The sequence below is a fragment of the Mycobacterium sp. JS623 genome (assembly GCF_000328565.1).
Taxonomy (GTDB): domain Bacteria; phylum Actinomycetota; class Actinomycetes; order Mycobacteriales; family Mycobacteriaceae; genus Mycobacterium.
This window is the reverse complement of record NC_019966.1, coordinates 1,055,374-1,080,508: the sequence shown is the minus strand read 5'-3', so window position 1 is coordinate 1,080,508 and position 25,135 is coordinate 1,055,374. Positions and strand designations below refer to the sequence as shown.

Genomic DNA, 25,135 nt, shown 5'->3' with positions numbered 1-25,135 from the left:
GGTGTGTTCACGCCAGTGACGCAACTAGGAGGGCACCTCATTGACTCGCGCCGACCTGAAGAAGGGGGCTGCCGACCTCCCTTCGGTCGGACGGAGTTTCTTTGCCCGAGCATCAATCCTTCGCCTCACCGCGTTGTCCGCCGCGACGGTCGGCCTTCTGTCCTACTCGATCATCAACTGGTCGCATGACGCACATCCGCCGGCTCGAGTGCCGGTCGCCAGCCCCGCGCCGTCGGCAACGCCGAAACCCTCCCCGGCGGTTGCCGATCAGCCTTTCGACCTGCCGCTGCCCCGCGGCATGGACGCCCAGGGCTTCGTCGATCAGGAAGGCGCCAGATGCGTGGGGCCCCAACCGGCCGCTGCGATCGGACGCACCGCACGGTCACTTGTCGTGGTCTGCAGCACCCAAGGCGGCGGTTATGAGTACAGGGGTATTCGCCTGCGCGACGGCGCCGCCATGCAGCTCAGTGACGTAACGCCGACCGCGGACGGATTCGTCGCGAGAAACGCTGAAATAGCGTATGTCGTCTCGCCGAAAGAGCTCGTCGTCACCTCGGACAACTTGACATTGGCCCGCGATCCGATGGTCGAGTACCACGCTTTGCGGCCAGCACGCCCAGCACGACCAGCCCCGCCCCCTCCGATATCCACAGGCGCCCCTGCGAAGCTGGGCACGCCATCCACCGTCGACTATCCGACGCTCCCGGTGAATGCCCGAGGCGTGGGTGACGGCACGGTGTCCTTCACCGCCAGCGGGCGGTGGCGATACGAATACGCCATCCAGTGCCGCCCAGACGCCGCGGTCCTTGGGTTCATCTCGATCGGCACCCCCAAAGCTGTGCCGGACAGATTCGACGAGCTGCGCGGCGACACCAACTCACATCGAGCAGGGATCAGTCGGGGCACAGTGAGTTTCGGGCCGACGGTCCTTAACGTCAGCCCATTCGACAAGGATTGCGCGTGGCAGGTGACGATCCGGAACTGAAGGCCAACTGTCGAGGTGTCAGGCGGCAGACCTCTTGTGCGCCGCCCACCAGCTGCCGTGCAGGCGTTGGCAATCCGCGATGGTCAGCGATTCGCCCGTGCAGTAGTCGGAGCGCACCGCCACGGCTGCCGGGATATCCGGTGTTCCGTCGCCGGTGATGACGACGGTCGCCAGACCCGCACACGTCGCCGAGCGCAGCCCGCAAGCGGACCCTGTGATCGCGAGCGCATTCTCGGCGGATATGCCGAGTTCCCATAGCGCGTTCTGGTTGGCCTCGCGATCGGGCATCGGCTTCTTCACGTCGTCATTGGTCACCACCGTTTCGACCAGCCCGTCGCCGACGAGTTGGCGGATCAACGGCTCGGCCCAGCTTCGCGGGCCATTCGCAACCACGGCCACCCACACGCCCGCGCCGAATGCGTCCATCACGAGGTCGACGAGCCCGGGACGGGGCGTCAGATCGGCGTCGTGAACCAGCTCGTCGAACATCACGGTCTTGGTCGAGTAGATCTCGTCGGCAAGCAGCTGGGTCAGCACATCGGACTCGGTGGAGATGCCGCGCTTGCGCAGCTCGGCCGAGACGCGCTGCCGCTCGTCAGGCAGCGCCAGCAGCTGCCGATAGCGGCCGACGGTCCACTCGATATCCAGGCCGTGCGCCGCGAACGCCGCGTTGTACGCCACGCGGTGACCGTCGCATTCGATGTCGGTGAGGGCGTCGAGGTCGAAGATCACCGCTCGCAGCGGATAGACAACGCTTCGGGTTGTCGTGGTGGCATCCCACCAAAAGCGACCAGCGCGCCACGATTTCTCCTGCGTTGTAGGCATGCGGATAGGGTGTCCCACATCACAGCCATCGGTCCTCCCCCAATTGGGGGATCGGACAGGCCAAGTTGTTCTACCTCAGGAAAAATCCCAGCTCTAAGGTGGTGCCATGACGCCCAGCGGTCCTCCGGTACGCCTCGTGCTGGTCGACGACCACGAGATGGTCATCGAGGGCCTCAAGGCGATGCTTGCGGCGTTTTCGGACCGCGTCGAGGTGGTTGGTCAGGCCGTCGGCGCTGAGCGGGCGCTCAGCGTGATCAAGGAGCTCCACCCCGACATCGTGTTGTGCGACGTGCGCATGCAGGGCGCCAGCGGCCTGGACCTGTGCCTCGAGCTACGCGAGAGCGACCCCAAGCGCAAGGTCGTGATGCTGTCTGTCTACGACGACGAACAGTACCTCTTCCAGGCACTGCGGGTCGGAGCGTCCGGCTATCTGCTCAAGAGCATCAGTAGCGACGAGCTGGTCCGTCAGCTCGAGTTCGTGCACAGCGGTGAGACGGCCATCGATCCCGGCATGGCCGCCCGAGCCGTCGACACCGCGGCCCGCCTGCAGCGCGACGAGTTCTGGCCGGGTGCCCGCCAGGGGCTGACCCAACGCGAGAGCGAGATCCTGTCGTTCGTCGTCAACGGGTTGTCCAACCGCGCCATAGCGACCAAATTGGTCATCGGCGACGAGACCGTGAAGTCCCATCTGCGGTCGATCTACCGCAAGCTCGGCGTCAGCGACCGCACCGGCGCGGTAGCCACCGCACTGCGGGAGGGCATCTACCAATGAAGCCTCGTCCACCGAATGCCGTCCGTGATCTCGTCGACGCCGACCGCGAACTCGCCCTGCTGCGCGAACTGATTCAGGCCGCATCGAAAGGCCCTGGCGTCGAGCCGCTCGCAGCCGCAGCGGCGCGGATGATCACCGCCGCCACGGCTAGCGACGTGTGCTTCGTCCACGTGCTCGACGACACCGACCGGTCGCTGACCCTGGCCGGGGCGACGCCGCCGTTCGACGCTGCGGTCGGCGAGGTGCGGCTGCCACTCGGGCAGGGCATCTCAGGCTGGGTGGCCAGCCACCGCGAGCCCGTGGTGATCAGTCACGACAAGGAGGCCGATCCGCGGTACATGCCGTTTGAGTCGTTGCGGGGCAAGGACTTCACGTCGATGGTGTCGGTGCCGATGGAGACCGATCCCGGTGGCTTGGTTGGCGTTTTGAACGTGCACACCGTGGAGCGCCGCGAGTTCACCGAGCGCGACGTCGAACTGCTGCTTGTCATCGGTCGGCTGATCGCGGGGGCACTGCATCAGGCCCGGCTGCACCGACAGTTGGTGGCCCGCGAACGCGCACACGAGAACTTCGTCGAGCAGGTCATCGAGGCCCAGGAGATCGAACGGCGAAGGCTGGCAGGCGATATCCACGACGGCATCTCGCAACGGCTCGTCACGCTGTCCTACCGGCTCGACGCGGCGACCCGGGCCGTCGGTGATCCGGTAATGATGAGCGAGCAGCTGAGCAAGGCACGCGAACTCGTCGACCTGACGCTGCAGGAAGCCCGTGCGGCGATCAGCGGGCTGCGGCCACCGGTGCTCGATGACCTTGGGCTATCTGGCGGGCTGGCCAGCCTGGCCCGGTCGATCCCACAGATCACCATGGAGATCGACCTCGACGACACCCGCCTGCCCGATCACATCGAGCTCGCGCTCTACCGCATCGCCCAGGAATGTCTGCAGAACGTCGTCAAGCATGCGAAAGCGAATAGAGCGCGCCTGACGTTCTTCGTCACCAGTGACGCCGCTCGCCTCGAAATCGTTGACGACGGAGTGGGTTTCGACACCTTCGAGCATCCGCTCGGCGGTGACGAGATGGGCGGGTACGGCCTACTGTCGATGGCCGAGCGCGCCGAGATCGTCGGCGGCAGGCTCAACATCCGGTCGCGGCCGGGCGCCGGTACTGCCGTCACCGCAACCATTCCGCTGCCGTCCCCAGCGCGAGAAGACGCTTAGAAGTCGCCGGAGTTGCGGCGCAGCGTCTCGATGGAATCCGCCAGCGCCCGCGACTGACCTTCGGACATCCCGATGTCGGCGAACACTTCGTTATTCAGCGTGACGGTGGCGTCCTCGACCGTCGAGCGGCCGAGCGCGGTGATCTGCACCAGCGTGGTGCGGCCGTCAGTCGGGTGGGGTAAGCGTACGACCAATCCGTCGGCCTCCAGCCGGCGGATCGCGTGCGTGACGCTGGTGACGTGCACCTGTAATCGGTCGGACGCCTTGGTGATCGGTAGCGCGCCGGTGCGGCTAAATGCCAGCAGCCGCAGCAACTCATACCGGGAAAAGCTCAGGTCATAGGGCCGCAGCGCGGTTTCCACCCGGGCCAGCAAGATCTGGTGCGCCCGCATCACCGAGGTCACCGCGACCATTCCGTCGGCGACGTCGCCCCAACCGGCCCGCTGCCAGTTGGCGCGCGCCAAGGCGATCGGATCATGCTCGTCGGATTCCGGGGGCACGCCTCTTCATACCGCACGGGATCGGGTGTCGTGCGCAACCTCGATCAGAACGCGCCCGGCAAACCAATCGTCATTCCGAGAAATCTCCAAGCACCGCCTGGTGGGCTGCGCACAAATTATTCGCCTTTCGCGCAAGTGGTCGCCTGCGCCGACGTGACAAGACCATCGACGACTGGGGCAAGCAGGTCTGCCCGCTCGGCGGATAGTCAACGCATTGCAGCCGGCGCCACCGCCGCCAGCACGGCGCGTGTGGACTGCCGGTTGCCGACCGTGATGCGCACGCCGCCGTCGGCGTAATGGCGAACCTGCAACCCGGTGCCGTCGAACACTTCCCGCCACGGCTCACGCCACGACGGCAGATATACGAAGTTGGCATGAGCGTCGGCGCTGTACACACCCATGGACCTCAGCCGCATCCGCAGGTAGCGCCGCTCGGCGGCGATAATCCGAATACGTTGCCGCAGCTGGCTTTCCGCGTCATAGGATGCCGCCACTGCCACCAAGCTGGTGATGCCCATCCCGAATGGCGGCTGCATGGCCCACAGTCTGCGGGCCAGCCCCGAGGCGCAGAACCCGTAGCCGATCCGCAGACCGGCCAATCCGTATGCCTTCGAGAAGGTGCGCAGCACAACGACATTCGGATAACGCTCGACGAGCGCAGGGGCGTCGATCCGATACGCCGGCGACAGAAACTCCACGTATGCCTCGTCCAGCAGCACCACGGTGTCCGGGGGGATCCGCTGCAGGAAACCCTCGATCTCGGCCGCCGGCTCGACGGTGCCGGTCGGGTTGTGCGGCCGGCACACCACAACGACTCTGGCGTCGTGGGCGGCGTCGGCCATGGCATCCAGATCGTGATGGCCGTGCACATCCAGCGCGACGGTGACCGCTTCCAGCCGTGCCATCCGCGCGAAGATCGGGTATCCGTCGAACGTAGGCGACGTCATCACCATTTTCTCGCCGGGGCTGGTTACCGCATGCAGCACCTGCAGGATCACCCCCGTCGCGCCGACACCGATCACCACCTGCTCGTCACGCACGCCGACTCGCCCCGCGATCAGCGCGCGCAACCGCTCAGGCAGGAATTCGGGATAGCGATTGGCCGCGTCAATCGATTCGATCAGCGCTGAACGCACCGCTGGCAGCGGCGGAAACGGATTCTCGTTGAGCGACAACGCCAACGGGTTCAGCGCGCTAGGCAGCGCCCCGACCGCATCGGTCAATTCGCGCTTGAGCGTGGCCATCAGCGGCCGCCCCACTTGACCGCGGCGGCACCGGCGAAGTCACCTGCGTGGGCGAACGCGGCCATCAAGACCACGTCACCCTTCTTCAACTGGCCCTCGGTGATCGCCCGGTCGAGATTGATCGGGATACCCGCGGCGAACAGGTTGCCGCAGTCGTCGAACGTGTCGACGTGGCGTTCCTTCGGCAGTTCCAGCGCCTCACGCCAGTTGCGCAGGAATACCCGGTTGGGTTGGTTCGTGACGAGTAGGTCAAGATCCTTGGGCCGCATGCCGATTCGGTCACACACGGCGTACGACACTTCCGGAACCTGACGGTTGCCCCTGGCCAGCACCTTGGTGATTTTGCTTTCGGTGAAGCCGATGTGAAGCTCGCCGACCCCCGGCTGCCACCACTTGCGCGGCGGGTCGACGGCGAGGGTCATGTCGCCCGCGTACTCGCCGTAGGTGCGGCATTCGACGTCGAGGATCGGCGATTCGTCCGACAGCGTGACCAGCCCGACGGCGGCACCATCGCCGGGCACCGCCGCCTGTGCTTTGCGGCGCACCGTGGGCTGGTCGAACGCCTGCCCGGCCGCGTTCTGCGCGACCGCGATCAGCGCGCTCTGACCCGCTCCCGACGAAAGCAGCTGGCGGGCCATCTGCAGCCCGAGCACGAACGCCGCACATCCACCATTGTGCAGATCGAGCACCCAATTCGGTTTCATGCCAAGGCGATGCGCCATCCCGCCGCCTCCGCCGTAGAACGGCATGTCCGGCGCCTGGGTGTGGGTGATCAGCACGTCGACGTTGGCGATGGTGTCGTGGCCGTGGCGCTCGATCAATCCTGCCGCGGCCCGCTCCACCATGTCGATGGCGGTCTCATCCGCGGCCACATGGTGGCGGAACTTCGGCGCGCGGAACATCACGTTGTCGCGCAGATCGTCGGAGTCCGCGAACTGGGCGTAGTACTCGGCGCCGATCGGTTCCCCCGGCAGGTACGTCGAAACGTCAACCAAGCTGACTGGCTTCTGCTCGTTCACGCCGGGCTCATCTCATCCAGGCCGGGGTCACCGGCAGGCCGTTGTGGTGTCGGTATTCGGCAATCGCCTTGAGGTTCTTCAGCTCGAGCAAATGACCTGCGCCGAACATGTCCCAGAAATCCCCGACCCACACCGGCCGCTCGGGTGGCGCAGCTTCCGGATACGGGTTGCGGTCGTAGAACGGGTGATGGCAATTGGTCCACAGCACCACCGAACCCGGCCTGTCGAACACGGTCTCGGCGTCGACGATCCGCATCAGGTAGACCATCCACAGGTGTTTGCCTTGGTCCCATGCGCAGTGATAGTCGACGGTCATGGCCTCTCTGTTGGCCACCGTTCGGGTGAAAATCTTGGTCTCCGAACCTAATCGGTCATAGGCCAGCCACAGCCCGGGTTCTTCGGTCGGCGTGAACCCTCGCAGGCTGTAGGTCCACTCTTCGAGGCAGCGAGTGTCGGACATGTAGTCGAACAGTTCGTCGGGAGGACAGTCGACATAGCTGTTGACGGTGCAGAATTCACCGAACACCTGGTCGTGCGGATACACCGACCGCATCATCTCCATGATGACGGGGGTCGCCTTTTCCCGAGGAGAGGTCTCGATGCGGACAAGATCGTCGATCGGATCCGGGGTACCCCGGTGGGCGGTGATGTCATCAAGCGCGGGCAATGACATGGGGGAGGTTCTCCTTCGTAGTGGGCGGTTGTGTCGAGGTATTGCGGAGAAAGGCCGCAAACGGCGGGATTTCGTCGGCTGAGCACTCGACACTGACGACCGATGGGCCGTCTGCCTCCAGTGCGGTTTGCAGTGCGCCGGGCAACTGGCCGATGTCGTCGACGTCCACCGACAACAGGCCGGGGAACATCGCGGCAAGGCCAGCGCCGAAACGGCTTGGCCCGAACCGGTTGTAGCTGTAGAGGTCGTCGTAGAAGATCTGCTCGCGCGTCACGCACATCGCATGCGCATGGTTGTCGAAAAGCACGAACGTCACCGGCAGCCGGTACTGCAGCGCCGTGTGAATCTCCATGCCGTGCATCAGGAACGAGCCGTCGCCGGCAATGACAACCGTTCGATGCCGTTGGCCATTGCTCTTCGCGCGAGCGCCCATACTCCGCCCGAATGCCACGCCCAGGCCGGCTCCGAAGCTGTATCCCATGCCGCCCATGCCGAGCGCGACGATGAACCGGCCGTCACGTCGCACCGGAAGGTAGTGAATCGCGGATGCGCCGATGTTTCCCGCATCGACGATCACGTCCGTGCCGACGGGGAGCATCGCGTCCAGCGCCGTCATCGCCTCGCGATATCGGATGCCAGGACCGTCCGAGCGCGGCGGCTGCAATTCGGTGTGCGGCACCGCATCAGGCACCAGCACACCAGGCGTCCGGCCCGAAAGGGCAGCGGTCAGTAGCGACAACGAGCCGCGCAAGTCGTCGGTATGCACGTGTGCGCATTGCACATACGGCGTCGCCGAACCGATCGAGACGACGGGAACCGACGCCAGCACGTCGTCAAGGCCGGCACGTGACGTCACACCCATGCGCGTGCCCACGAGTAGGCACACCGCGCTGTCGGCGATTGCGGTCGCGACGCCCGGGTGGCCCATCACGCCGGTGACGCCAAGCGCCGACGACGATCCCATGCCCGGCGTGCCCGCGACATCCTTGGCATCGGGCACCGTGGCGATCCGCGCGCGCAACACCGCGCGCAGCTGCTCGAGTTCGGCACGCGCGTCGTCGCGAGCGACCTGCTCGCCGGCAATGATCGTGACGGGCCCGTCGGCACGTCGCAGTGTGTCCGCAATGGCCTCGGGATCGCCAGGTTGCGTCGTTGCGAGTTCGAAGCCAACGCCGTTGGCGTCAAGCTCGGATTGCTGAATATCCTTGGGCAGCAACAGCACTGCCGGTCCACCGGTCCTGGCGGCCGCGATCGCTTCAGGCAGCGCCACGACGATGTCCTCCGGCCGCACCACACGTCGGCAGTACACCGATACCTCGGTGAACAATGCCTCGGCGTTCAGCGCACCGTTACAGCCGCTGGTGTCCTGGAAGGACCCGCTACCGTCGAGCGTGATCGGCGGTTGCCCGATCAGCGCCAGCACCGGCACCCGGCTGGCGAACGCTTCACCCAGCCCAGGGACGGTGTTCAGGCAGCCGCCGCCAGAGGTCGCAACCACCACGCCCAGCCCGGCTCCGCTGCGGCTGTAGCCGTCGGCCATTGTGGCGGCGGAGAACTCGTGCTTGGCGAGCACCGCGGTGATGTCATCGCGGAAGTAAGCGGCGTCGTAGAGATCCTCGATGTTGGCTCCGTCGACACCGAAGAAGCAGTCGATGCCGTTCGCCGCGAGACACGCGACGATGTGATCGACAACTCGATGCCTTCCGGCCATTTCTCACTCGCTTCTCCCGTCCCTATCAATGACACGACTGGCATCCGAGATGGGTTCACCAAGTGGCCGGGATCACAAGTGTCTTTCCAGCAAAACCTTTCCGTTGTCAGACGAAATCAGTTGCACCGCAGCGATTTCGTCCTTCTGCATCGGAGTGGTAGCACTCGGCAGCGCCGTCGCGCCCGACAAGCCGAGCCACGTGGCTACCTCGGTGTGGCTGCCGTCGCGGCCCACCACGACCATGCCCAGGTTCTGCGGAGGGATGGTGCCGGCTTGACCCCATTCGCCGTACGAGCAAGCCATGTCGATGCGGGTGCCCCAACCGAATCCGGTCAACGTGATCGACGCGTTGATCGGAGTATCCGACACCTTCGCCATGTCCATCGCCTGAGTGGTTCCCTGCGGGGTGTAGTCCGCAAGGCCCACAATCTCGGGACGAATAGCGATCACTACGCCAACCGCCAGCAGTGCGGCGGCGACCCCGACCGCGGCCGACGTCAGCCAGCGCGACCGCCTACGGCGCCACCGCACCTTGTCGAGGATCGAATCGAGCACCTCGGGCCGAAGCGGCGGGGATTCCGGCGGCTCCTCATCCAGCGCACGGACATCCTCGAGATCCATCATCGCCAGTAGCGCAGGGACGCCGCTGATCTCGGCGACGGCCGATCGGCACCGCTCACAGGTCTCCAGGTGAGCCTCGTACTCGCGGCGTTCGCTGCTCGTCAGTGAACCGAGGACATAGGCCGCATCCCAGGTCACGTAGCGATCGCCGTCCATAAGATCACCGCCTAGGGGAAAACCGAATTGTGTCATCGTGTCACCCCCATTTCCTGCAGATTGAGTCGCAACGCCCGAACCGCGTAATGAAGCCGGGATTTCACCGTGCCTTCCGCGATCTGAAGATCCTTGGCGATCTGTGCGGTAGTCCAGCCCTGGTAGTAGGACCGGCGGATCACGGCACGGTGTTCCTCGGACAGCTGGCTCAAGGCTGTGCCCAACAGCAGTCGGTCCAATGCGGAGTCCACCTCGTCGGGTGCGGCCCGGTCGGCGACCTGCTCGAGGTCGGGGGTGCCGGCTTCGTTGCGGTATCGCGCGCTGCGGCGCTCGTCGATGATCAGGTTGCGCGCCACGGTGAACAGCCACGCCCTGGCCGACCGTTCGACTTCGTCGGTCACCTCGGGGTGACGCCAAGCCCGAAGCAGCGTCTCCTGCACCACGTCCTCCGCACGCGCTTGATCACCAGTGAGCCTCAGGGCATAGCGCCACAGAGCCGCGGCGTGCTCGTCATAAAGCACCCGCATCATGGCGGCTTCTGGATCGTCCACTACCAACCTCCGTCTTAGATACGACGTTGGTGGTGCTCAGGTTCATTACACGCAGGATGCGGCCGGTGCGCGGCCTATTGCCGAATGTGGGCTTGATACACGCCGCAGGTGCTTGCGACGTGTTGGTAACCCACGTTCGCGCGCGAAAATTCAGACGGTGAGGATTCGTGGACCGTCGTCGGTGACGGCGACGGTGTGCTCCCAGTGCGCGGCGCGCGACCCGTCGGCGGTGACGACCGTCCATTCGTCTTCCAACACAACGGTCTTGGTGGTGCCGAGGGTGAGCATCGGTTCGATGGCCAGCACCGACCCCGGCGCCAGGTAGGGCCCGCGTCCCGGCGAGCCCTCGTTGGGCAGGAATGGGTCCATGTGCATCTGGCGGCCGATGCCGTGCCCGCCGTAACCAGCGACGATGCCGAACTTCCGGTCGTGGCGCGCCTGCGCGGCGTGCGTCCCAGTTTCGATGGCATGCGAAACGTCGGTCAGCCGGTTACCGGGCACCATCGCCGCGATTCCCGCTTCCATCGCCTCACGGGTGGCCGCTGACAGGGCCTCGTCGACGGGGATCAGCGCGCCGATGCCGAACGTGACCGCCGAGTCGCCGTGCCAACCGTCGAGGATCGCACCGCAGTCGATGGACACCAGGTCACCGTCGGCAAGTTTCTCACTTGCCGACGGAATGCCATGCACCACACGGTCATTCACCGATGAGCAGATGCTGGCCGGGAAGCCGTGATACCCGAGAAACGACGGGACACCGCCGCCGTCGCGGATGACGGATTCGGCGATCTCGTCCAGCGCCAGCGTCGAGACGCCAGGCGCGGCCGCCGTCCGGACGGCCAACAGCGCGGAGGCCACCAGCGACCCCGCCGCCGCCATGGCATCGAGTTCACCGGCGCTGCGCTGCGCGACGACCTTGCGGCTGCGCAGCCCCGGAAGGCCGATCATGGATTACTTGCCGAGCGCCCGCAGGGCCCGCGCGAACACCTCGTCCAGTGCACCTACCGCGTCGACCGTCTGCAGGTTGTTGTGGCTGTAGTACTCGAGCAGCGGCTCGGTCTCGTCGCGATACACCTGCATCCGGTTGTGGATGACCTCTTCGGTGTCGTCGGCGCGACCGCGGCCCTTGAGCCGCTCGAACAGCTCCGCCTCGGAGACCTGGAACTCCAGTACCGCGTCGAGCTTGGTGTCGTGGTTCTTCAGCATCTCATCGAGCGCCTTGGCCTGCTCTACCGAGCGGGGGTAGCCGTCGAGAATGAACCCGGCAGCCGCATCCTCCTGCTCGATGCGATCCTCGACCAGCTTGTTCGTCAACTCCGACGGCACCAGATCGCCTGCGTCGAGGTAGCGCTTGGCTTCGACCCCCAGTGGGGTGCCCTCGCTGATGTTCTTGCGGAACAGGTCCCCGGTCGAGATCTGCGGGATGCCGAGCTTTTCGGACAGCTTCTGCGCCTGAGTGCCTTTGCCCGCGCCGGGCGGTCCGAGTAGAACGACTCTCACTTCAGGAACCCTTCGTAGTTGCGTTGCATCAGCTGGCTCTCGATCTGTTTGACCGTATCCAACCCGACGCCAATCATGATTAGAACCGCAGTTCCGCCGAACGGCAGGTTCTGCACGCCGCCGCCGTTTCCTATCTGGAGGAACAGGTTCGGCAGGACGGCGATCACGCCCAGGTAGATCGAGCCTGGAAGGGTGATCCGGCTCAGCACGTAGCGCAAATAGTCGGCAGTCGGTTTGCCAGGGCGGATGCCGGGGATGAAGCCGCCGAACTTCTTCATCTCGTCAGCACGCTCGTCGGGGTTGAACGTGATCGACACGTAGAAGTACGTGAAGAAGATGATCAACCCGAAGTAGATGGCGATGTACACGGGGTCAGCGGGGTTGGTCAGGTAGTTGCCGACGAACCGGTCCCACCACGTGTTTCCGGGACTGGAGCTGCCGCTGCGGATCAGCTGGGTGATCAGGTGCGGGATATAGATCAGCGAGGACGCGAAGATCACCGGGATAACGCCGGCCTGGTTGACCTTCAGCGGCAGATACGTCGACGTGCCGCCGTACATGCGCCTGCCGACCATGCGCTTGGCGTACTGCACGGGAATGCGTCGTTGGCCCTGCTCGACGAACACCACGCCGACGATGATCACCAGCGCCGCCACGCAGACCAGCGCGAACACCATGCCGCCGCGGCTGTCGAGGATGGTCTTGCCCTCGACCGGGATACGCGCGGCGATGCCGGCGAAGATCAGCAGCGACATGCCGTTGCCGATGCCCCGCTCGGTGACCAGCTCACCCATCCACATCACCAACGCGGCGCCCGCAGTCATCACCAGCACGATGACGACGAGCGTGAAGATGTTCAGGCCCTGGCTCTGGCCCTGGATGATGTCGAGTGTGCAGCCCTGCAGCAGCCCGCCGTTCGCGGCCAGCGCCACGATGCTGGTGGCCTGCAGAATCGCCAGCGCAACCGCCAGATAGCGGGTGTACTGCGTCATCTTGGCCTGGCCGGCCTGGCCCTCCTTACGCAGCTGCTCGAAGCGCGGAATGACCACGGTCAACAGCTGCACGATGATGCTCGCGGTGATGTAGGGCATCACGCCGACCGCGAACACGGTCAGGTGCAGTAGTGCACCTCCGGAGAACAGGTTGATCAGCGAGTAGATCTGCGCCGAGTCACCGCCACTGACCTGCGCCACGCACTTCTGCACGTTCGGGTAGTTGACGCCCGGCGACGGGATGGACGCGCCGACCCGGTACAGGATCACGATGGCGAGCGTGAACAGGATCTTTCGTCTCAGGTCGACTGTCCTGAGCGAAGAGATGAAAGCCGAGAGCACTCTTCCTCCTGCGCAGCCGACCCGTAGATCCCGGCGTGCGAATGGGGCTGGTTTCACCAGCGTCTTGGTTTAGGTCCTGCGCGTACCTCTGTCAGGCTCGTAGCCTGCGAAGTCACGCGTCAAACAGTCTACGAGACTAACAGTTGAGGTTCTGCTTCCCCGCATCCATCGCGGGCAACTGCAGCACGGCCTGCTTTAAGAATCGGAGCGTACAGTCGGCGACGGGTCGTTACATCACCTAAGTAACGGCTTTGTACTACGGCAACAAGGGGTTTTCAGGGATGGCACGCACGGACAACGACACGTGGGATCTGGCATCGAGCGTCGGGGCGACGGCCACCATGGTGGCAGCGGCCCGCGCGATGGCCACCGCTGCCGACAATCCGTTGATCAACGATCCATTCGCCGAACCGCTCGTGCGGGCAGTAGGCATGGACTTCTTCACCCGCCTCGTCACCGGCGACCTACGCCCTGAGGATCTCGACAAGGACAGCCAGTCGGTCGGCATGCAACGGATGACCGACAACATGGCGGTGCGGACCAAGTTCTTCGACGACTTCTTTCTGACCGCCGGGGCCGCCGGCGTCCGCCAAGCGGTCATTCTCGCGTCGGGCCTGGATTCACGCGCCTACCGGCTGCACTGGCCGGCGGGAACGACGGTCTACGAGATCGACCAGCCCGAGGTGATCGAGTTCAAGACCCGGGTGCTGGCCGAGCTTGGCGCGGAACCGACCGCCAAGCGGCGCACCGTCGCGATGGACCTGCGCTACGACTGGCCCTCGGTGCTGATCGAAGAGGGCTTCGACCCGAACCAGTCGACAGCGTGGAGCGCAGAGGGCCTGCTCGGATACCTGCCCCCCGATGCGCAGGACCGGCTGCTCGACACCGTCACCGAACTCAGCGCGCCGGGCAGCTGGGTGGCGGTGGAAAGCGTGCCGAACATCAATCCGGACGATCACGAGAAGGCGATCGCGCGCATGCAAGCCGCGTCGGCGCAGTGGCGCGACCACGGCTTCGACCTCGACTTCGCTGAACTGGTTTACCTCGGCGACCGCAACGAGGCGGCCGCCTACCTCGGTGAGCACGGCTGGCAACTGAGCCGAAGCAGCGTCACGGAGCTGTTCGCCGCCAACGGGCTGCCGCCTCTCGAGGTCGAGGAAGACGGAAACTTCGGCGAGCTTCAGTACGTAAGCGGCGTGCTGAAGGGAGCGCACCGATGACCCGATCCGACGCCGACAGCTGGGATCTGGCGTCGAGTGTCGGGGCGACGGCAACCATGGTCGCCGCCGCGCGGGCGCTGGCCAGCCTCGAACCCGAGCCGTTGATCAGTGATCCGTTCGCCGCGGACCTGGTGCGCGCGGTGGGCGTCGACTTCTTCACCCGGCTGGTCGATGGAGAGATCCCGTTGACCGCCGTGGAATCAGGCGGGCCCCGCGTCATGGTGGACGTGATGGCGGTCCGCACCCGGTTCTTCGACGACTTCTTCGTGGGAGCCGGCAAGGCGGGCATCCGGCAGGCGGTGATCCTGGCCAGCGGCCTCGACGCGCGGCCGTACCGATTGCCGTGGGCTGCGGGCACGACGGTGTACGAGGTTGATCAACCGAAAGTCATCGAGTTCAAGACCACCACGATGGAGGCCATCGGCGCGACGCCAACGGCGCAGCGCCACGCGGTAGCCGTCGATCTGCGTGACGACTGGCCAGCTGCGTTGCGCCGCAGCGGGTTTGATGAGACCCAACCGACGGCGTGGAGTGCCGAGGGCCTGCTGGCCTATCTGCCTCCCGACGCGCAGGATCGGCTGTTCGACAGCATCACCGGGCTCAGCGCACCGGGCAGCCAGCTGGCCACCGAGTATCACCCCGATGGCGGAGCCGCGATGAGCGAACGCGCCAAGACCATGGGAAATCCGTGGCGCGACCACGGGTTCGACGTCGACCTCACGCAACTGTTCTACCGCGGCAAGCGCAATGCGGTGGTCGACTACCTGGCCGGGCAGGGCTGGCAGGTGTCCGCCAGTACCCGGCCTGAGGTGTTCGCCCGCTATGGCCGAGAATTTCCCGCCACCGATGACGTTGCGCCGCTTAGCACTTCACTGGCCGTCATCGCGACGCGAACGTAGGAACCGTTTTATGCCCCGAACTGACGGCGACACCTGGGATCTGGCCTCCAGCGTGGGTGCAACGGCCACCGGAGTGGCCGCATCGCGCGCGTTGGCGTCCAAGCAGCCCAATCCCCTCATCAACGATCCGTACGCCGACGCGCTCGTCAAGGCCGTTGGCCTCGAGCACCTCAACAAGTTGGCGGACGGCGAACTGGATTACGGCGACGATCCGCTGTTCAACCGCCGGCAGATGTGTGAGCAGATCGCTGTGCGCACACGGTATTTCGACGACTTTTTCATAGGCGCCGTGTCCGCCGACATTCGGCAGGCCGTGATTTTGGCTTCGGGACTCGACACTCGTGCCTACCGGCTGTGGTGGCCGAGGGAGGCGGCGGTGTTCGAGATCGACCAGCCGCAGGTGCTCGAGTTCAAGACCCGTGTGCTCCAAGACTTGGGCGCAGAGCCCGCCGCGAACCACCGAGCAGTGCCCGTTGATCTGCGCGACGACTGGCCCGCGGCGTTGCAGGACGGCGGGTTTGACCCTGATATTCCGACCGCGTGGATTGCCGAGGGCCTGCTGATCTACCTGCCCCCCGAAGCTCAGGACCGGTTGTTCGACAACATCACCGCGCTGAGTGCACCGGGCAGCAGGCTGGCCACCGAGCACATGGACATCCAGGGATCGCCCGACGAGTGGACGGAGAGGCTTTCGGAGCGGTCTCGCCGGATGGGGTCCAATCTCGACCTCACCGAGTTGTTCTATACAGCCGAGCGCAACGCGGCAGACAAATACCTGACGTCGAAGGGCTGGGACGTTGCCGTCCGTCCGAACCGAAAAGCGTACGCAATGAATGGTTTCAAGTATCCCGAGGATGAGCTGACCGCATTGGCGGGCGACAGCGGATATCTCTCGGCAATCCTCAACTAGGAGATCGACATGGCACGTACAGAAGGTGATTCCTGGGACCTGGCGTCCAGCGTTGGCGCGACCGCAACAATGGTCGCGGCGCAGCGGGCGCTGTCAAACCGTGAGGGCCTGATCGACGACCCGTTCGCCGAGCCGCTGGTGCGCGCCGTCGGACTTGACTTCTTCATCCGGGCACTCGACGGTGAGATCGATTTCGGCGACGTGGACCCGGAATTCGACATGCGCCGGGCCGCCGAGGGCATGACCGTGCGCACCCGCTGGTTCGACAAGCTGTTCACCGACGCCGCGGCCACGGGTGTACGCCAGGCGGTGATCCTTGCAGCCGGCTTGGACGCGCGGGCTTACCGCTTGGATTGGCCCGACGGCACGACGGTGTACGAACTCGACCAGCCTGAGGTCATCGACTTCAAAACGAAGACACTGGCCGGCCTGGACGCAAAGCCCAAGGCGAACCAGCTCACCATCGCGATCGACCTGCGCAACGACTGGCCGAAAGCGCTGCTGGCCAACGGGTTCGATCCGGCACAGCCCACCGCATGGATCGCCGAGGGCCTGCTGATCTACCTTCCGCCCGAGGCCCAGGACCTGTTGTTCGATCGGATCGACGAGCTCAGCGCCACCGGCAGCCGGGTCGCAACCGAGCACATCCCGGACGTCAGCATGTTTTCCGACGAACGCTCGCAGCAGATCAGCGACCGGATGAAGAAGTACGGCAGCGATATCGAGATTCAGGACTTGATCTATCACGGCGAGCGCAGCCACGTCATCGAATACCTGACGGCGCACGGCTGGGACGTGACTGCACAGACCATGCGAGAGGCCTACGCCGCGAATGGTTTTGAGTTCCCGGACAACGAAACGATCGGGTTCTTCTCCAACCTCAGCTATGTCAGCGCGGTCAAGCGGTAACGGCGGTCGCGAGCGTGGGGTTAACGCACGCCGGACGCGAAAAAGCGTGCGATAAGTCCACACTCGTCGCTACGGCGGTCCACCCAATTCGCGGAATCGGGCGTAGCGGTCATGCATCGCGTTGGCCCATGAAAGATCTGGTTCGACGACGTGTTCCGTCGATGCCCACCGGGCCGCATCGGCGATCGATTCTTCCAGGCCCGCCGCCACCCTGGCGATGAACGCCGCACCCAAGGCCGCACCCTCTGGAACGGCAGACACCTCAACGGGCAGGCCGGTGGCGTCGGCCATCGCCTGCATCCATGGGTGGACCCGAGTGCCTCCCCCGGTCGCCACGATCCTGGCGGCGGGTGCTCCACTGCGCTCGATGAGTTCACGCACAACGAAACCCGATGCTTCGTAGCCGGCGCGGCGTACCGCTGCGCCGCCGTGCATGAGGTTCAACCCGTCGAGCACCGCGCGGCGATCCGGGTCGTGATACGGCACCCGCTCCCCTCGCACATATGGCGACCACACCGGCACTCGCCCAGGGTCGACCGTCGAATTATCCTCGGCCACAAGCTGATCCACCCAGCCGAGGAACAGGCCGCCTGCGTTGCTCGGCCCACCGGTCTGAAACTTGCCCGCTGCCGCGTGGGGCACGGTCCACAGTCCCGGCGCCTCGCGGTATTCGGGAATGGTGATCCACACGATCAAAGTGGTGCCGCATAGCACGACCACATCGCCATCGCGATCAGCGCCAGCGACCACCTGCTCGCACAGCGCGTCGACCGAACCCGCGGCCAGCACGGCGTCGGTGTCGCGCACGTGGCCGACCGCAGCACCCGTCGGCGCGACGGTCGGCATGCGATCGGCCGTCGCCCCGCACTCCGCGCACTCTCCCTCGTTCCAGCCGGTGCCGTCGAACAATGGATAGGTCGTGCTCGCGGTGGCGTTGTCGACGACCGCCTCGCCCGCGAGCGCGTGATTGGCCACCGCGCTCGCCGGCCAGTACCCCTTCGCATCGGGCGCCTCTCGTGCCGTCCACCGCAGGAATCTGATGGTCTCGCCGGAGAACATCGACGCGTCGCCGGACGCGGCTCCCCTGCCTCGACTATCGCCGTACAACAGGCCGGGTGTCAGTGGCTCGCCTACGTCGTCGACGGCGGTCAGCGACGGCACCATCGCCGTCACGGCCACGGCAGCGGCATCGGGTATGCCCAGCTGCTCCAGCGCGGCCAACGGTCCGCGCCGCCACGCCTCGTCGGCGTCGTGCTCGAGACGGTCCGGTGCAGGCACCCGCAGCTGATGAGGAACTCGTGTCCTGGCTATCACCCCGCCGTTCTCGTCGGCGGCCACGGCTTTGACGGCGGTGGTGCCGATGTCGATGCCGATTGTGACCGCTTTTGCTGACACGCGGGTCACCGTACGCCAGCATGAGCAGTCGTGACGCGACTTCGAGCGCTCGTGACGGCGCCTTTGCGCGGGGTCGGCTTTGCGAAACTCCAGGGGTTGGCGGACGTCGTCTACGACCCGTGGATCGACCAGACGCCGTTGCGGATCTACTCCGCCGAGCAACTGGCCGAACGCGCGTCGGCCGAGAACGCGAATGTGCTTGTCGTCGAGAGTGATTCGGTCAGAGGTCCGGTGTTCGACCTGCCGCTGCGGGCGGTCGCCTCAACGCGCGGCGACCCGAACAACGTCGACGTCGCGGGCGCCACCAAGGCGGGTGTGCCGGTGCTCTACACGCCGGGACGCAATGCCGACGCGGTCGCCGAGATGACGATCGCGCTGCTGTTCGGTGTCACCCGCCACCTGCTCACCGCCGATGCGGATGTCAGGGCGGGCCAGGCGTTTCGCGACGGCACGATCCCCTACCAGCGGTTCCGAGCGTGGGAGGTGGCCGGGCAGACGGCGGGCCTCGTCGGGCTTGGCGCCGTCGCGGGGGCGCTGAAGTGGCGACTGGAGGGGCTCGGGGCCAACGTCATCGCGTACGACCCCTACAACGAGGCGGCCAGTCACAGCCTCGACGACCTGCTCGCCGAAGCCGACATCGTCTCGTTGCACGCGCCGGTCACCGACGAGACGGCGGGCATGATCGGTGCGACGCAGTTCAGGGCGATGCGCGACGGCGTGGTGTTTCTCAACACGGCACGGGCTCAGCTGCATGACACCGACGCCCTGGTCGAGGCGCTGCACACCGGCAAGGTGGCCGCCGCGGGGCTCGATCACTTCGCCGGTGAGTGGTTGCCAACGGATCATCCACTGGCGAGCATGCCGAACGTGGTCCTGACCCCGCATATCGGTGGGGCGACGTGGAACACTGAGGCCCGGCAGGCGCAGACCGTTGCCGACGGCCTCGAGGCGCTCCTGTCCGGACAACCGCCCGCGCACATCGTCAACCCGGAGGTGCTGGCTCGATGAGATTTGTCGACAACGCGGCTGACGCGGTGCTGGCCGCCGCCAAGGACATGTTGCGCCGCGGCCTTGTCGAGGGCACTGCGGGCAATATCTCCGCCCGCCGGGAGGACGGCAACCTCGTCATCACCCCGTCGTCGGTCGACTACGCCGACATGGCGCTGGACGACCTCGTCGTGGTCGACCCCGACGGGGCAGTGATGGAGGCCAAGGAAGGCCGGTCGCCGTCGTCAGAGATGAAGCTGCACCTGTCGTGTTATCAGGCGTTCGATGACATCGGCAGCGTGATCCACAGCCATCCGGTGTGGGCCACCATGTTTGCCGTTGCCCACCAGCCGATTCCGGCCGCCGTCGATGAGTTCGCGGTGTACTGCGGCGGAGAGATTCGGTGCGCGGAGTATGCGGCTTCTGGAACGCCCGATGTCGGCACCAACGCGGTGAAGGCCTTGGAGGGCCGCGCGGCGGCGTTGATCGCGAACCACGGCCTGGTCGCGGTCGGCCCACGGCCCGACAAGGTGCTGCACGTCACGGCGTTAGTGGAGCGGACCGCCCAAATCGTCTGGGGTGCACGGGCTCTCGGCGGTCCGGTGCCGATTCCCGACGAGGTCAACCGGAACTTCGGCGCGGTGTACGGCTACCTCCGTCAGAACCCGATGTAATTTTCATTCCCCGCGAGCGACCGTGTCTGCCCGCGACACGCCGCCAAATTCCGTACAAACGGGGTCGCTCGCGCAGGTGGTCAGGCGGGGCGGACGGCGCGATAGAACGAGAGCTGGCCGATCAGGCGATTCCGTCGGGTGCCGACCTCCGCGCACTCGAACCCCGCCGATCTGAGCAGCCGCGGGATCGCGTCGTCGAGGTTGCCTGTGGCATGGGGATTATCCTTCATCCACCGGGCCGCCAAACCATGGTGCGCGGTGGTGTGCCCGCCGATGTCGACGATGTGTAGTTGCCCGCCAGGGCGCAGCACCCGGTAAAGCTCAGTCGCTGCAACGGCTTTCACGTCTTCGTCGAGATGATGGAGCATCATCGAGGAAAATGCCCGATCGAACGTGCCATCCGCGAACGGCAGCTGCTGGGCATATGCCCGTTCGAACCGAATACCCGTCAACCCGTGCGTTTTCCGTTGTGCCCGGGCCAGCGCAAGCGGGTCCGGGTCAGTGGCAATCACGTCGGTACCCGGTGCAGCGCGTTTGATGCGCGCCGTGACGTTGCCAGTTCCGCAGCCGATCTCCAGCACACATTGCCCTTCGGTGAGCTCCGCCTGTGCGACGAGCGCGTCGTAGTTCTTGCCCATTCCGAGCACGCGGGTCAGCAGGTCGTAGCACGGAAGCAGCGCGTCTTTTCCGAATGCAGGGAGGTAGTCGTGCTCGCGGGCAGCGGCATCGGGACGATATTCGGTCATGTGATTCATAGTTACCCGCAGTCGCACAGAGATGTTGGGTGATCGTCGGCAATAGTTGGACTATCTTTGGTCACATGCCCCCGCCTTCTCGGCTGGTCCGTCATCGCGACGGCATGCCGGTCTATCAGTACCGGGCTGACTCTGACACGCCACCGGTCTCGGTCATCCGGGCCGACGGCATCCTCGAACATCGCGTGCACATTCACGAATTCCCGGTGCTGTGGTACGCCTGCACTGCGGGGGTGGTCTACGTGGTCGCTCCTGGAGCTGCGGTAGACCCTGGCCAGGTGCCCCATCGAGACAGCGGGGTCGGCTTGTTCTTCGATCCATCCGCACTCGACGGCGACGGGCGATCGCCCTGGCCGTCATGGCGTGCTCACCCGCTGCTCTTCCCGTTCGTCCACGGCCAGTCCAGCGGGCTGCTTCAGCTGACCGTGCCCTCGGCGCGAAACCGGTGTGGTCAGCGGCCATCGCGTCGATCGAATCCGAACTCGCACAGCGCAAGGAGGGCTACCGGCAGGCTGCGCTGGCACAACTGACGCTGCTGCTGATCGACGTCGCTCGGCTGGCCTGTGATGTGGTCGGCGATCTGCAACGCAGCGGTGAGCCGCTGCTGGCGGAGGTGTTCACGGTGATCGACCGCCGGCGCGGCGAGCCACTATCGTTACGCGACGTCGCGGGCGAGCTCGGTATGACGCCGGGTCATCTGACCACGGTCGTACGCCGCCGTACCGGTCGCACCGTGCAGGAATGGATCATCGAACGCCGCATGGCCGAAGCCCGCGACCTGCTGTCCGAAACCGACCTATCCGTCGCGGAAATCGCTCGGCGCGTGGGGATCTCAGATCCTGGATACTTCAGCAGGCAGTTCCGCCGCACGCACGGCGCATCGCCGCGGGAATGGCGTGGCCGCCGGATGTAGTCAGCGGTCAGGCGTGCCGCGCTGCCTCTTGCGCGAGTTGGACCCGCGAAGAGAGGCTGAGCTTGGTGTAAACGTGGGTGAGGTGGGTCTCGATAGTACGGGGCGAAACGAAAAGCCTTGCGGCGACGTCCTTATTGGCCAGACCCTCGCCCACCAGGCGCACCACGTCACGCTCGGTCGGTGTCAACGATGCCCAGCCGGACGCGGGTCGTTTGCGTCCACCTCGGCCGCGCAGCGCGTAGGCAGTCGCCTCGTCGGTACTCATCGCCGCACCCTCAGCCCAGGCATCGTCAAAGTCTGTATCTTCCATGGCATTACGAAGCACTGTCACCGACGTGTCGTAGTCGGCTTGGTAAATCTGGAACCGCACTTCGCGGGTACGCTGACGGATGCCATCCGCTGCGCCGAAGAGCCGCACCGCTTCTCGGTGGTTGCCGGCGTCACTGGCTAGACGTGCAAGGATTTCGAGGATTTCTGCGACGCCCAGGTACGCCTTGACGCTGGCGCTGCACTTAAGTGCATCGTGGGCATTGCGCTCGGCTTCGGCCGGCTCACCCTCCGCAATTGCGACTCGGGCACGCGCCGTCAGCGCCTCCCTCAAGTACCACCCGGTTGTTGCCGCGATGGCATCGTCCGCCCATTGTCGGGCGGCGGCAAGATCACCGCGCGCCCAAGCAGCCTGGGCGATAAACGCAGCCTGGAGGGCCGCAAGCTCGCGATAGCCACTCAGGCGGGACCAGGCAGCGTCGGCCGCGTCCGCCGCTAGTGCAACTTCACCGGCAGCGAGGTGTGCGCACATCAACGAGATATAGCTCGCACCCACGTAAAGATCACCCAGGTCCGCGGCAGATTCGATGGCGGCCTCGGCGGCAACCCGTGCCCCATTCGTGTCTCCGTGGTACGCCAGGGCCATCGGCAGCACCAGGAGCACGGTGACCCGCAACATCACGTCGTGATCGGCTTCGGCCTCGGCAACCAGCTCGCGCAATTGAGGAATCGCTTCGGTTAGGTTGCCTTCTTGCACATGCGCACCGGCGAGCCGCCACCGGCACTGCCGCGATCCGAAACGATCACCGATCGCGTTGGCAAGGTCGCGACCTTCTTCGGAGGCCGTCCGCACGGCCCATGCGTCGCCGGCGACGAACGCCGCTTGAGCCTGCTGGCTGAGAATTTGGTTCAACCTCCAGTGATCCCCGATCGCCCGCGCCAGGTCGATCGCCTCGGCGAAGTATCTGCCGGCCACCTCAGAGTCGTAAACTGCAGCGCTTCCGCAGGCGGTGAGTGCCCGGACCAACAGGGCCGCATCATCCAGTTCGCGCGCGATCGTTAGGGCTTGCTCGGCCTCAGCCAAGCTGTAGACGCCGACAAACTCATCGAGGACCGCCTTGTCGGCGAGCGCGCGCCCCCGCACCGCAGGCGCCACCTCGATATGAATTGCGTTCTCGCCGCTGAGGATGGCGTCGAACCAGGCGAGCCCTTCCTGGATCCGGCCCCGGGTTAGCCACAGCGGCTGCAGGGAAGATGCCAACTCCAACGCTCGCCCGATGTCGCCGGTTTCAGCGCTCCACCCGAATGCGCTTCGGAGATTGTCCATCTCTTCGTCTGCCTGCTCGACTCGCTGGTGATAATCACTGCGGGCGGGAGCGTCGAGCAAGCCTGCCGTCGAGGTGTAATGATCCCTGTGACGTGACCGCACCGCCTCCGCCTCGCCGGACTCGCCGAGCTTCTCCTGTGCATACTGTCGGACCGTCTCGAGTAACCGGTATCTCGTTCGGCCACCGGCATTTTCCGCGACCACCAACGACTTGTCGACAAGTAGGGCGATTTGATCGAGAACTTGGTAGCGCTCCACCTCGGTGTCGCCAGCGACCGCTTGGGCGGCGTCCAGGTCGAACCCGCCCTGGAATACCGCGAGCCGACGGAACAGAATTCGTTCGGGCTCGGTGAGCAACGCATGCGACCAATCCACCGACGCGCGCAAGGTCTGTTGTCGACGCACCGCAGTTCGAGCGCCACCGGTCAATAGGCGGAAGCGATCGTGCAGACTGCCGACGATCTCGTCGAGGGACAGCGCCCGCACGCGCGCCGCCGCCAGTTCGATGGCCAACGGCATACCGTCGAGACGGCGGCAGATCTCCGTCACGGTCGCGGCATTGTCATCAGTCACGCTGAAATCGGGTCGCACCCGGCGGGCCCGGTCGGCGAACAGCTTGATCGCCTCGTCCTCCAGCGGTAGCGACGGCACCAGATAGGTCAATTCTCCCGGCACATTGATCGGCTCACGGCTCGTCGCGAGAACCGTTAACCCCGGACAAGCTAGGAGCCCAACCATCAGGGACGCTGTCACCTCGAGCAGGTGTTCGCAGTTGTCGAGCACGATCAACATCTTGCGGTCGCCGACGAACCGCACGAGCGTTTCGAGGGTCGAAGTGCCGGGTTGGTCGGGTAGGCCGAGCGCGCGGGCCACCACCACCGGCACGACCTCGGCATAGGCGGTCGGCGCCAAGTCGACATACCAAGCGCCGTTCGCAAATTCGGGCGATAGGCGACCCGCGATTTCAATGGCGAGACGCGTCTTGCCGGCACCGCCTGCACCGGTTAACGTCACGAGCCGGTTGTCGGCCAATAAAGCTCGCACATCGGCCATCTGCGCCTGCCGGCCGATAAAGCTGGTCAATTGGGTCGGAAGGTTATGCGTACCAACACTCCAAGGTGTGCGCAATGGCGGAAACTCGTTGCGCAGATCGGGATGGCACAGCTGCACAACCCGTTCAGGCCGTGGCAAGTCGCGAAGGGCGTGTGTACCAAGATCGGTCAACCACGCATCGGCCGGGAGCGAGTCGACGACCAAATCCTCAACAGTGCCCGAGAGCACACTCTGGCCACCGTGAGCGAGATCGCGTAGCCGCGCGGTCCTGTTGATCGCGGGACCGATGTAGTTGCCCTCGTCGCGTAGGCGTACCTCTCCGGTGTGCACGCCGATACGCAGCCGGAGCGGTGTCAGCGGGCTCTGTTGCAATTCCAACGCACACGCGACCGCGTCGCTCGCTCGGGCGAACGCGAGCACGAAACTATCGCCCTCCCCCTGTTCAACCGGTCGTACTCCGTCGTGGGCGGCGATTAGATCGGCCAGTACGCGGTCGAGGCGTGCAATGGCGGCGGTCATCTCATCGGGCTGTGTTTCCCACAACCGGGTCGAGCCTTCGACATCGGCGAGCAGCAACGTCACCGTTCCGGTCGGCAGCTCGCTCATGACTACGTCGCTCCAGTCAGTTCCGCTCATGCTAGCCATCCTGCGGAGGCCGCGGGTCCCAAACATCAGCGAAAACCCGTATACGGCGGCCCTTCACTACGCAAATTCTGACCTG

At 65.4% G+C, this 25,135-nt stretch carries 23 protein-coding genes and 1 pseudogene; 10 read left to right on the top strand and 14 right to left on the bottom strand.

From position 1 onward, the window contains the following. Positions 1-133 precede the first annotated feature (133 nt). Complete coding sequence (locus MYCSM_RS35180) at positions 134-985, top strand: hypothetical protein (RefSeq protein WP_051073708.1); 852 nt, start codon at positions 134-136, stop codon at positions 983-985. 18 nt (positions 986-1,003) lie between these two features. Here MYCSM_RS35180 and MYCSM_RS05115 read toward each other — a convergent pair whose 3' ends face one another. Next, positions 1,004-1,810 carry an HAD family hydrolase gene (locus MYCSM_RS05115; protein WP_015305072.1) on the bottom strand — a complete coding sequence of 269 codons (807 nt, stop codon included), beginning with the start codon at positions 1,808-1,810 and terminating at the stop codon, positions 1,004-1,006. A gap of 106 nt (positions 1,811-1,916) precedes the next feature. On the opposite strand from MYCSM_RS05115, the gene MYCSM_RS05110 reads away from it, so the two are divergent. Together MYCSM_RS05110 and MYCSM_RS05105 are read left to right on the top strand one after the other, a co-directional pair. Next, complete coding sequence (locus MYCSM_RS05110; RefSeq protein ID WP_015305071.1) at positions 1,917-2,582, top strand: response regulator; 666 nt, start codon at positions 1,917-1,919, stop codon at positions 2,580-2,582. After that, positions 2,579-3,799: a GAF domain-containing sensor histidine kinase gene (locus MYCSM_RS05105; RefSeq protein WP_015305070.1), complete on the top strand. Its 1,221-nt coding sequence runs from the start codon at positions 2,579-2,581 to the stop codon at positions 3,797-3,799. The genes MYCSM_RS05110 and MYCSM_RS05105 overlap by 4 nt, the downstream gene beginning before the upstream one ends. Here MYCSM_RS05105 and MYCSM_RS05100 read toward each other — a convergent pair. From MYCSM_RS05100 to secY, 10 genes are all read right to left on the bottom strand, one after another. Further along, the gene (locus tag MYCSM_RS05100) at positions 3,796-4,299 is read right to left on the bottom strand and encodes a MarR family winged helix-turn-helix transcriptional regulator (RefSeq protein WP_015305069.1); all 504 of its coding nucleotides are present in this window, start codon (positions 4,297-4,299) and stop codon (positions 3,796-3,798) included. The two genes, MYCSM_RS05105 and MYCSM_RS05100, sit on opposite strands and share 4 nt — an antisense overlap. Before the next feature lie 206 nt (positions 4,300-4,505). Continuing rightward, positions 4,506-5,543, bottom strand: coding sequence for a pyridoxal phosphate-dependent aminotransferase (locus MYCSM_RS05095; RefSeq protein ID WP_015305068.1), 1,038 nt, complete (start codon positions 5,541-5,543; stop codon positions 4,506-4,508). Then, on the bottom strand, positions 5,543-6,562 hold the full coding sequence (locus tag MYCSM_RS05090; protein WP_015305067.1) for a 3-oxoacyl-ACP synthase III family protein: 1,020 nt from the start codon (positions 6,560-6,562) through the stop codon (positions 5,543-5,545). Before MYCSM_RS05090 ends, MYCSM_RS05095 begins: the two co-directional genes overlap by 1 nt. Before the next feature lie 7 nt (positions 6,563-6,569). Then, positions 6,570-7,235: a hypothetical protein gene (locus tag MYCSM_RS05085; protein WP_015305066.1), complete on the bottom strand. Its 666-nt coding sequence runs from the start codon at positions 7,233-7,235 to the stop codon at positions 6,570-6,572. Next, positions 7,216-8,946, bottom strand: a complete 1,731-nt coding sequence (locus MYCSM_RS05080; RefSeq protein ID WP_015305065.1) for a thiamine pyrophosphate-binding protein — start codon at positions 8,944-8,946, stop codon at positions 7,216-7,218. The genes MYCSM_RS05085 and MYCSM_RS05080 overlap by 20 nt, the downstream gene beginning before the upstream one ends. A gap of 72 nt (positions 8,947-9,018) precedes the next feature. Then, positions 9,019-9,759 (bottom strand): anti-sigma factor family protein, encoded by a 741-nt coding sequence (locus MYCSM_RS05075; RefSeq protein ID WP_041311359.1) that lies wholly within the window; start codon positions 9,757-9,759, stop codon positions 9,019-9,021. Then, positions 9,756-10,250 (bottom strand): sigma-70 family RNA polymerase sigma factor, encoded by a 495-nt coding sequence (locus MYCSM_RS05070; RefSeq protein WP_232425780.1) that lies wholly within the window; start codon positions 10,248-10,250, stop codon positions 9,756-9,758. Before MYCSM_RS05070 ends, MYCSM_RS05075 begins: the two co-directional genes overlap by 4 nt. Before the next feature lie 171 nt (positions 10,251-10,421). Further along, complete coding sequence (gene map / locus MYCSM_RS05065; protein WP_015305062.1) at positions 10,422-11,219, bottom strand: type I methionyl aminopeptidase; 798 nt, start codon at positions 11,217-11,219, stop codon at positions 10,422-10,424. Between the two features lie 3 nt (positions 11,220-11,222). Continuing rightward, positions 11,223-11,771, bottom strand: coding sequence for an adenylate kinase (locus MYCSM_RS05060; protein WP_015305061.1), 549 nt, complete (start codon positions 11,769-11,771; stop codon positions 11,223-11,225). Then, positions 11,768-13,105 (bottom strand): preprotein translocase subunit SecY, encoded by a 1,338-nt coding sequence (secY, locus tag MYCSM_RS05055; protein WP_015305060.1) that lies wholly within the window; start codon positions 13,103-13,105, stop codon positions 11,768-11,770. Before secY ends, MYCSM_RS05060 begins: the two co-directional genes overlap by 4 nt. 281 nt (positions 13,106-13,386) lie before the next feature. On the opposite strand from secY, the gene MYCSM_RS05050 reads away from it, so the two are divergent. The 4 genes from MYCSM_RS05050 to MYCSM_RS05035 are packed head-to-tail and all read left to right on the top strand — an operon-like array spanning position 13,387 to position 17,043. Beyond that, positions 13,387-14,325 (top strand): class I SAM-dependent methyltransferase, encoded by a 939-nt coding sequence (locus MYCSM_RS05050; protein ID WP_015305059.1) that lies wholly within the window; start codon positions 13,387-13,389, stop codon positions 14,323-14,325. After that, complete coding sequence (locus MYCSM_RS05045; protein WP_015305058.1) at positions 14,322-15,224, top strand: class I SAM-dependent methyltransferase; 903 nt, start codon at positions 14,322-14,324, stop codon at positions 15,222-15,224. The genes MYCSM_RS05050 and MYCSM_RS05045 overlap by 4 nt, the downstream gene beginning before the upstream one ends. A 10-nt stretch (positions 15,225-15,234) precedes the next feature. Beyond that, positions 15,235-16,134, top strand: coding sequence for a class I SAM-dependent methyltransferase (locus MYCSM_RS05040; protein WP_015305057.1), 900 nt, complete (start codon positions 15,235-15,237; stop codon positions 16,132-16,134). Positions 16,135-16,143: 9 nt separating this feature from the next. Then, entirely contained in the window at positions 16,144-17,043 is a 900-nt protein-coding gene (locus tag MYCSM_RS05035; RefSeq protein ID WP_015305056.1) for a class I SAM-dependent methyltransferase, read from the top strand. A gap of 69 nt (positions 17,044-17,112) precedes the next feature. Here the strand turns inward: MYCSM_RS05035 and MYCSM_RS05030 are convergent, their stop codons facing one another. Beyond that, a complete protein-coding gene (locus MYCSM_RS05030) occupies positions 17,113-18,438 on the bottom strand; it encodes a xylulokinase (RefSeq protein ID WP_041313259.1) in 1,326 nt (441 codons plus the stop codon). Positions 18,439-18,468: 30 nt separating this feature from the next. Between MYCSM_RS05030 and MYCSM_RS05025 the strand changes: the two genes are divergently transcribed. Then, the gene (locus MYCSM_RS05025) at positions 18,469-19,446 is read left to right on the top strand and encodes an NAD(P)-dependent oxidoreductase (protein ID WP_198345000.1); all 978 of its coding nucleotides are present in this window, start codon (positions 18,469-18,471) and stop codon (positions 19,444-19,446) included. Beyond that, positions 19,443-20,099 carry an L-fuculose-phosphate aldolase gene (locus tag MYCSM_RS05020; protein WP_015305053.1) on the top strand — a complete coding sequence of 219 codons (657 nt, stop codon included), beginning with the start codon at positions 19,443-19,445 and terminating at the stop codon, positions 20,097-20,099. The genes MYCSM_RS05025 and MYCSM_RS05020 overlap by 4 nt, the downstream gene beginning before the upstream one ends. A gap of 80 nt (positions 20,100-20,179) precedes the next feature. On the opposite strand, the gene MYCSM_RS05015 is transcribed toward MYCSM_RS05020, so the two are convergent. Beyond that, complete coding sequence (locus MYCSM_RS05015; protein ID WP_015305052.1) at positions 20,180-20,854, bottom strand: class I SAM-dependent methyltransferase; 675 nt, start codon at positions 20,852-20,854, stop codon at positions 20,180-20,182. Between the two features lie 65 nt (positions 20,855-20,919). On the opposite strand from MYCSM_RS05015, the pseudogene MYCSM_RS05010 reads away from it, so the two are divergent. Then, positions 20,920-21,767 (top strand): annotated as a pseudogene (locus MYCSM_RS05010) (helix-turn-helix transcriptional regulator). Positions 21,768-21,774: 7 nt separating this feature from the next. Here the strand turns inward: MYCSM_RS05010 and MYCSM_RS05005 are convergent. After that, positions 21,775-25,050, bottom strand: coding sequence for a helix-turn-helix transcriptional regulator (locus MYCSM_RS05005; protein ID WP_015305051.1), 3,276 nt, complete (start codon positions 25,048-25,050; stop codon positions 21,775-21,777). Between the last annotated feature and the right edge of the window lie 85 nt (positions 25,051-25,135).

What these genes read in the sequence shown, in the direction of transcription:
- MYCSM_RS05115 (WP_015305072.1), bottom strand. Translation starts at nt 1,810, where the DNA reads ATGCCTACAACGCAGGAGAAATCGTGGCGCGCTGGTCGCTTTTGGTGG.
- MYCSM_RS05005 (WP_015305051.1), bottom strand. Translation starts at nt 25,050, where the DNA reads ATGAGCGGAACTGACTGGAGCGACGTAGTCATGAGCGAGCTGCCGACC.
- map (WP_015305062.1), bottom strand. Translation starts at nt 11,219, where the DNA reads ATGATCGGCCTTCCGGGGCTGCGCAGCCGCAAGGTCGTCGCGCAGCGC.
- MYCSM_RS05080 (WP_015305065.1), bottom strand. Translation starts at nt 8,946, where the DNA reads ATGGCCGGAAGGCATCGAGTTGTCGATCACATCGTCGCGTGTCTCGCG.
- MYCSM_RS05040 (WP_015305057.1), top strand. Translation starts at nt 15,235, where the DNA reads ATGCCCCGAACTGACGGCGACACCTGGGATCTGGCCTCCAGCGTGGGT.
- MYCSM_RS05095 (WP_015305068.1), bottom strand. Translation starts at nt 5,543, where the DNA reads ATGGCCACGCTCAAGCGCGAATTGACCGATGCGGTCGGGGCGCTGCCT.
- MYCSM_RS05070 (WP_232425780.1), bottom strand. Translation starts at nt 10,250, where the DNA reads ATGATGCGGGTGCTTTATGACGAGCACGCCGCGGCTCTGTGGCGCTAT.
- MYCSM_RS05085 (WP_015305066.1), bottom strand. Translation starts at nt 7,235, where the DNA reads ATGTCATTGCCCGCGCTTGATGACATCACCGCCCACCGGGGTACCCCG.
- MYCSM_RS05045 (WP_015305058.1), top strand. Translation starts at nt 14,322, where the DNA reads ATGACCCGATCCGACGCCGACAGCTGGGATCTGGCGTCGAGTGTCGGG.
- MYCSM_RS05015 (WP_015305052.1), bottom strand. Translation starts at nt 20,854, where the DNA reads ATGAATCACATGACCGAATATCGTCCCGATGCCGCTGCCCGCGAGCAC.
- MYCSM_RS05035 (WP_015305056.1), top strand. Translation starts at nt 16,144, where the DNA reads ATGGCACGTACAGAAGGTGATTCCTGGGACCTGGCGTCCAGCGTTGGC.
- MYCSM_RS05020 (WP_015305053.1), top strand. Translation starts at nt 19,443, where the DNA reads ATGAGATTTGTCGACAACGCGGCTGACGCGGTGCTGGCCGCCGCCAAG.
- MYCSM_RS05050 (WP_015305059.1), top strand. Translation starts at nt 13,387, where the DNA reads ATGGCACGCACGGACAACGACACGTGGGATCTGGCATCGAGCGTCGGG.
- MYCSM_RS05110 (WP_015305071.1), top strand. Translation starts at nt 1,917, where the DNA reads ATGACGCCCAGCGGTCCTCCGGTACGCCTCGTGCTGGTCGACGACCAC.
- MYCSM_RS05105 (WP_015305070.1), top strand. Translation starts at nt 2,579, where the DNA reads ATGAAGCCTCGTCCACCGAATGCCGTCCGTGATCTCGTCGACGCCGAC.
- MYCSM_RS05075 (WP_041311359.1), bottom strand. Translation starts at nt 9,759, where the DNA reads ATGACACAATTCGGTTTTCCCCTAGGCGGTGATCTTATGGACGGCGAT.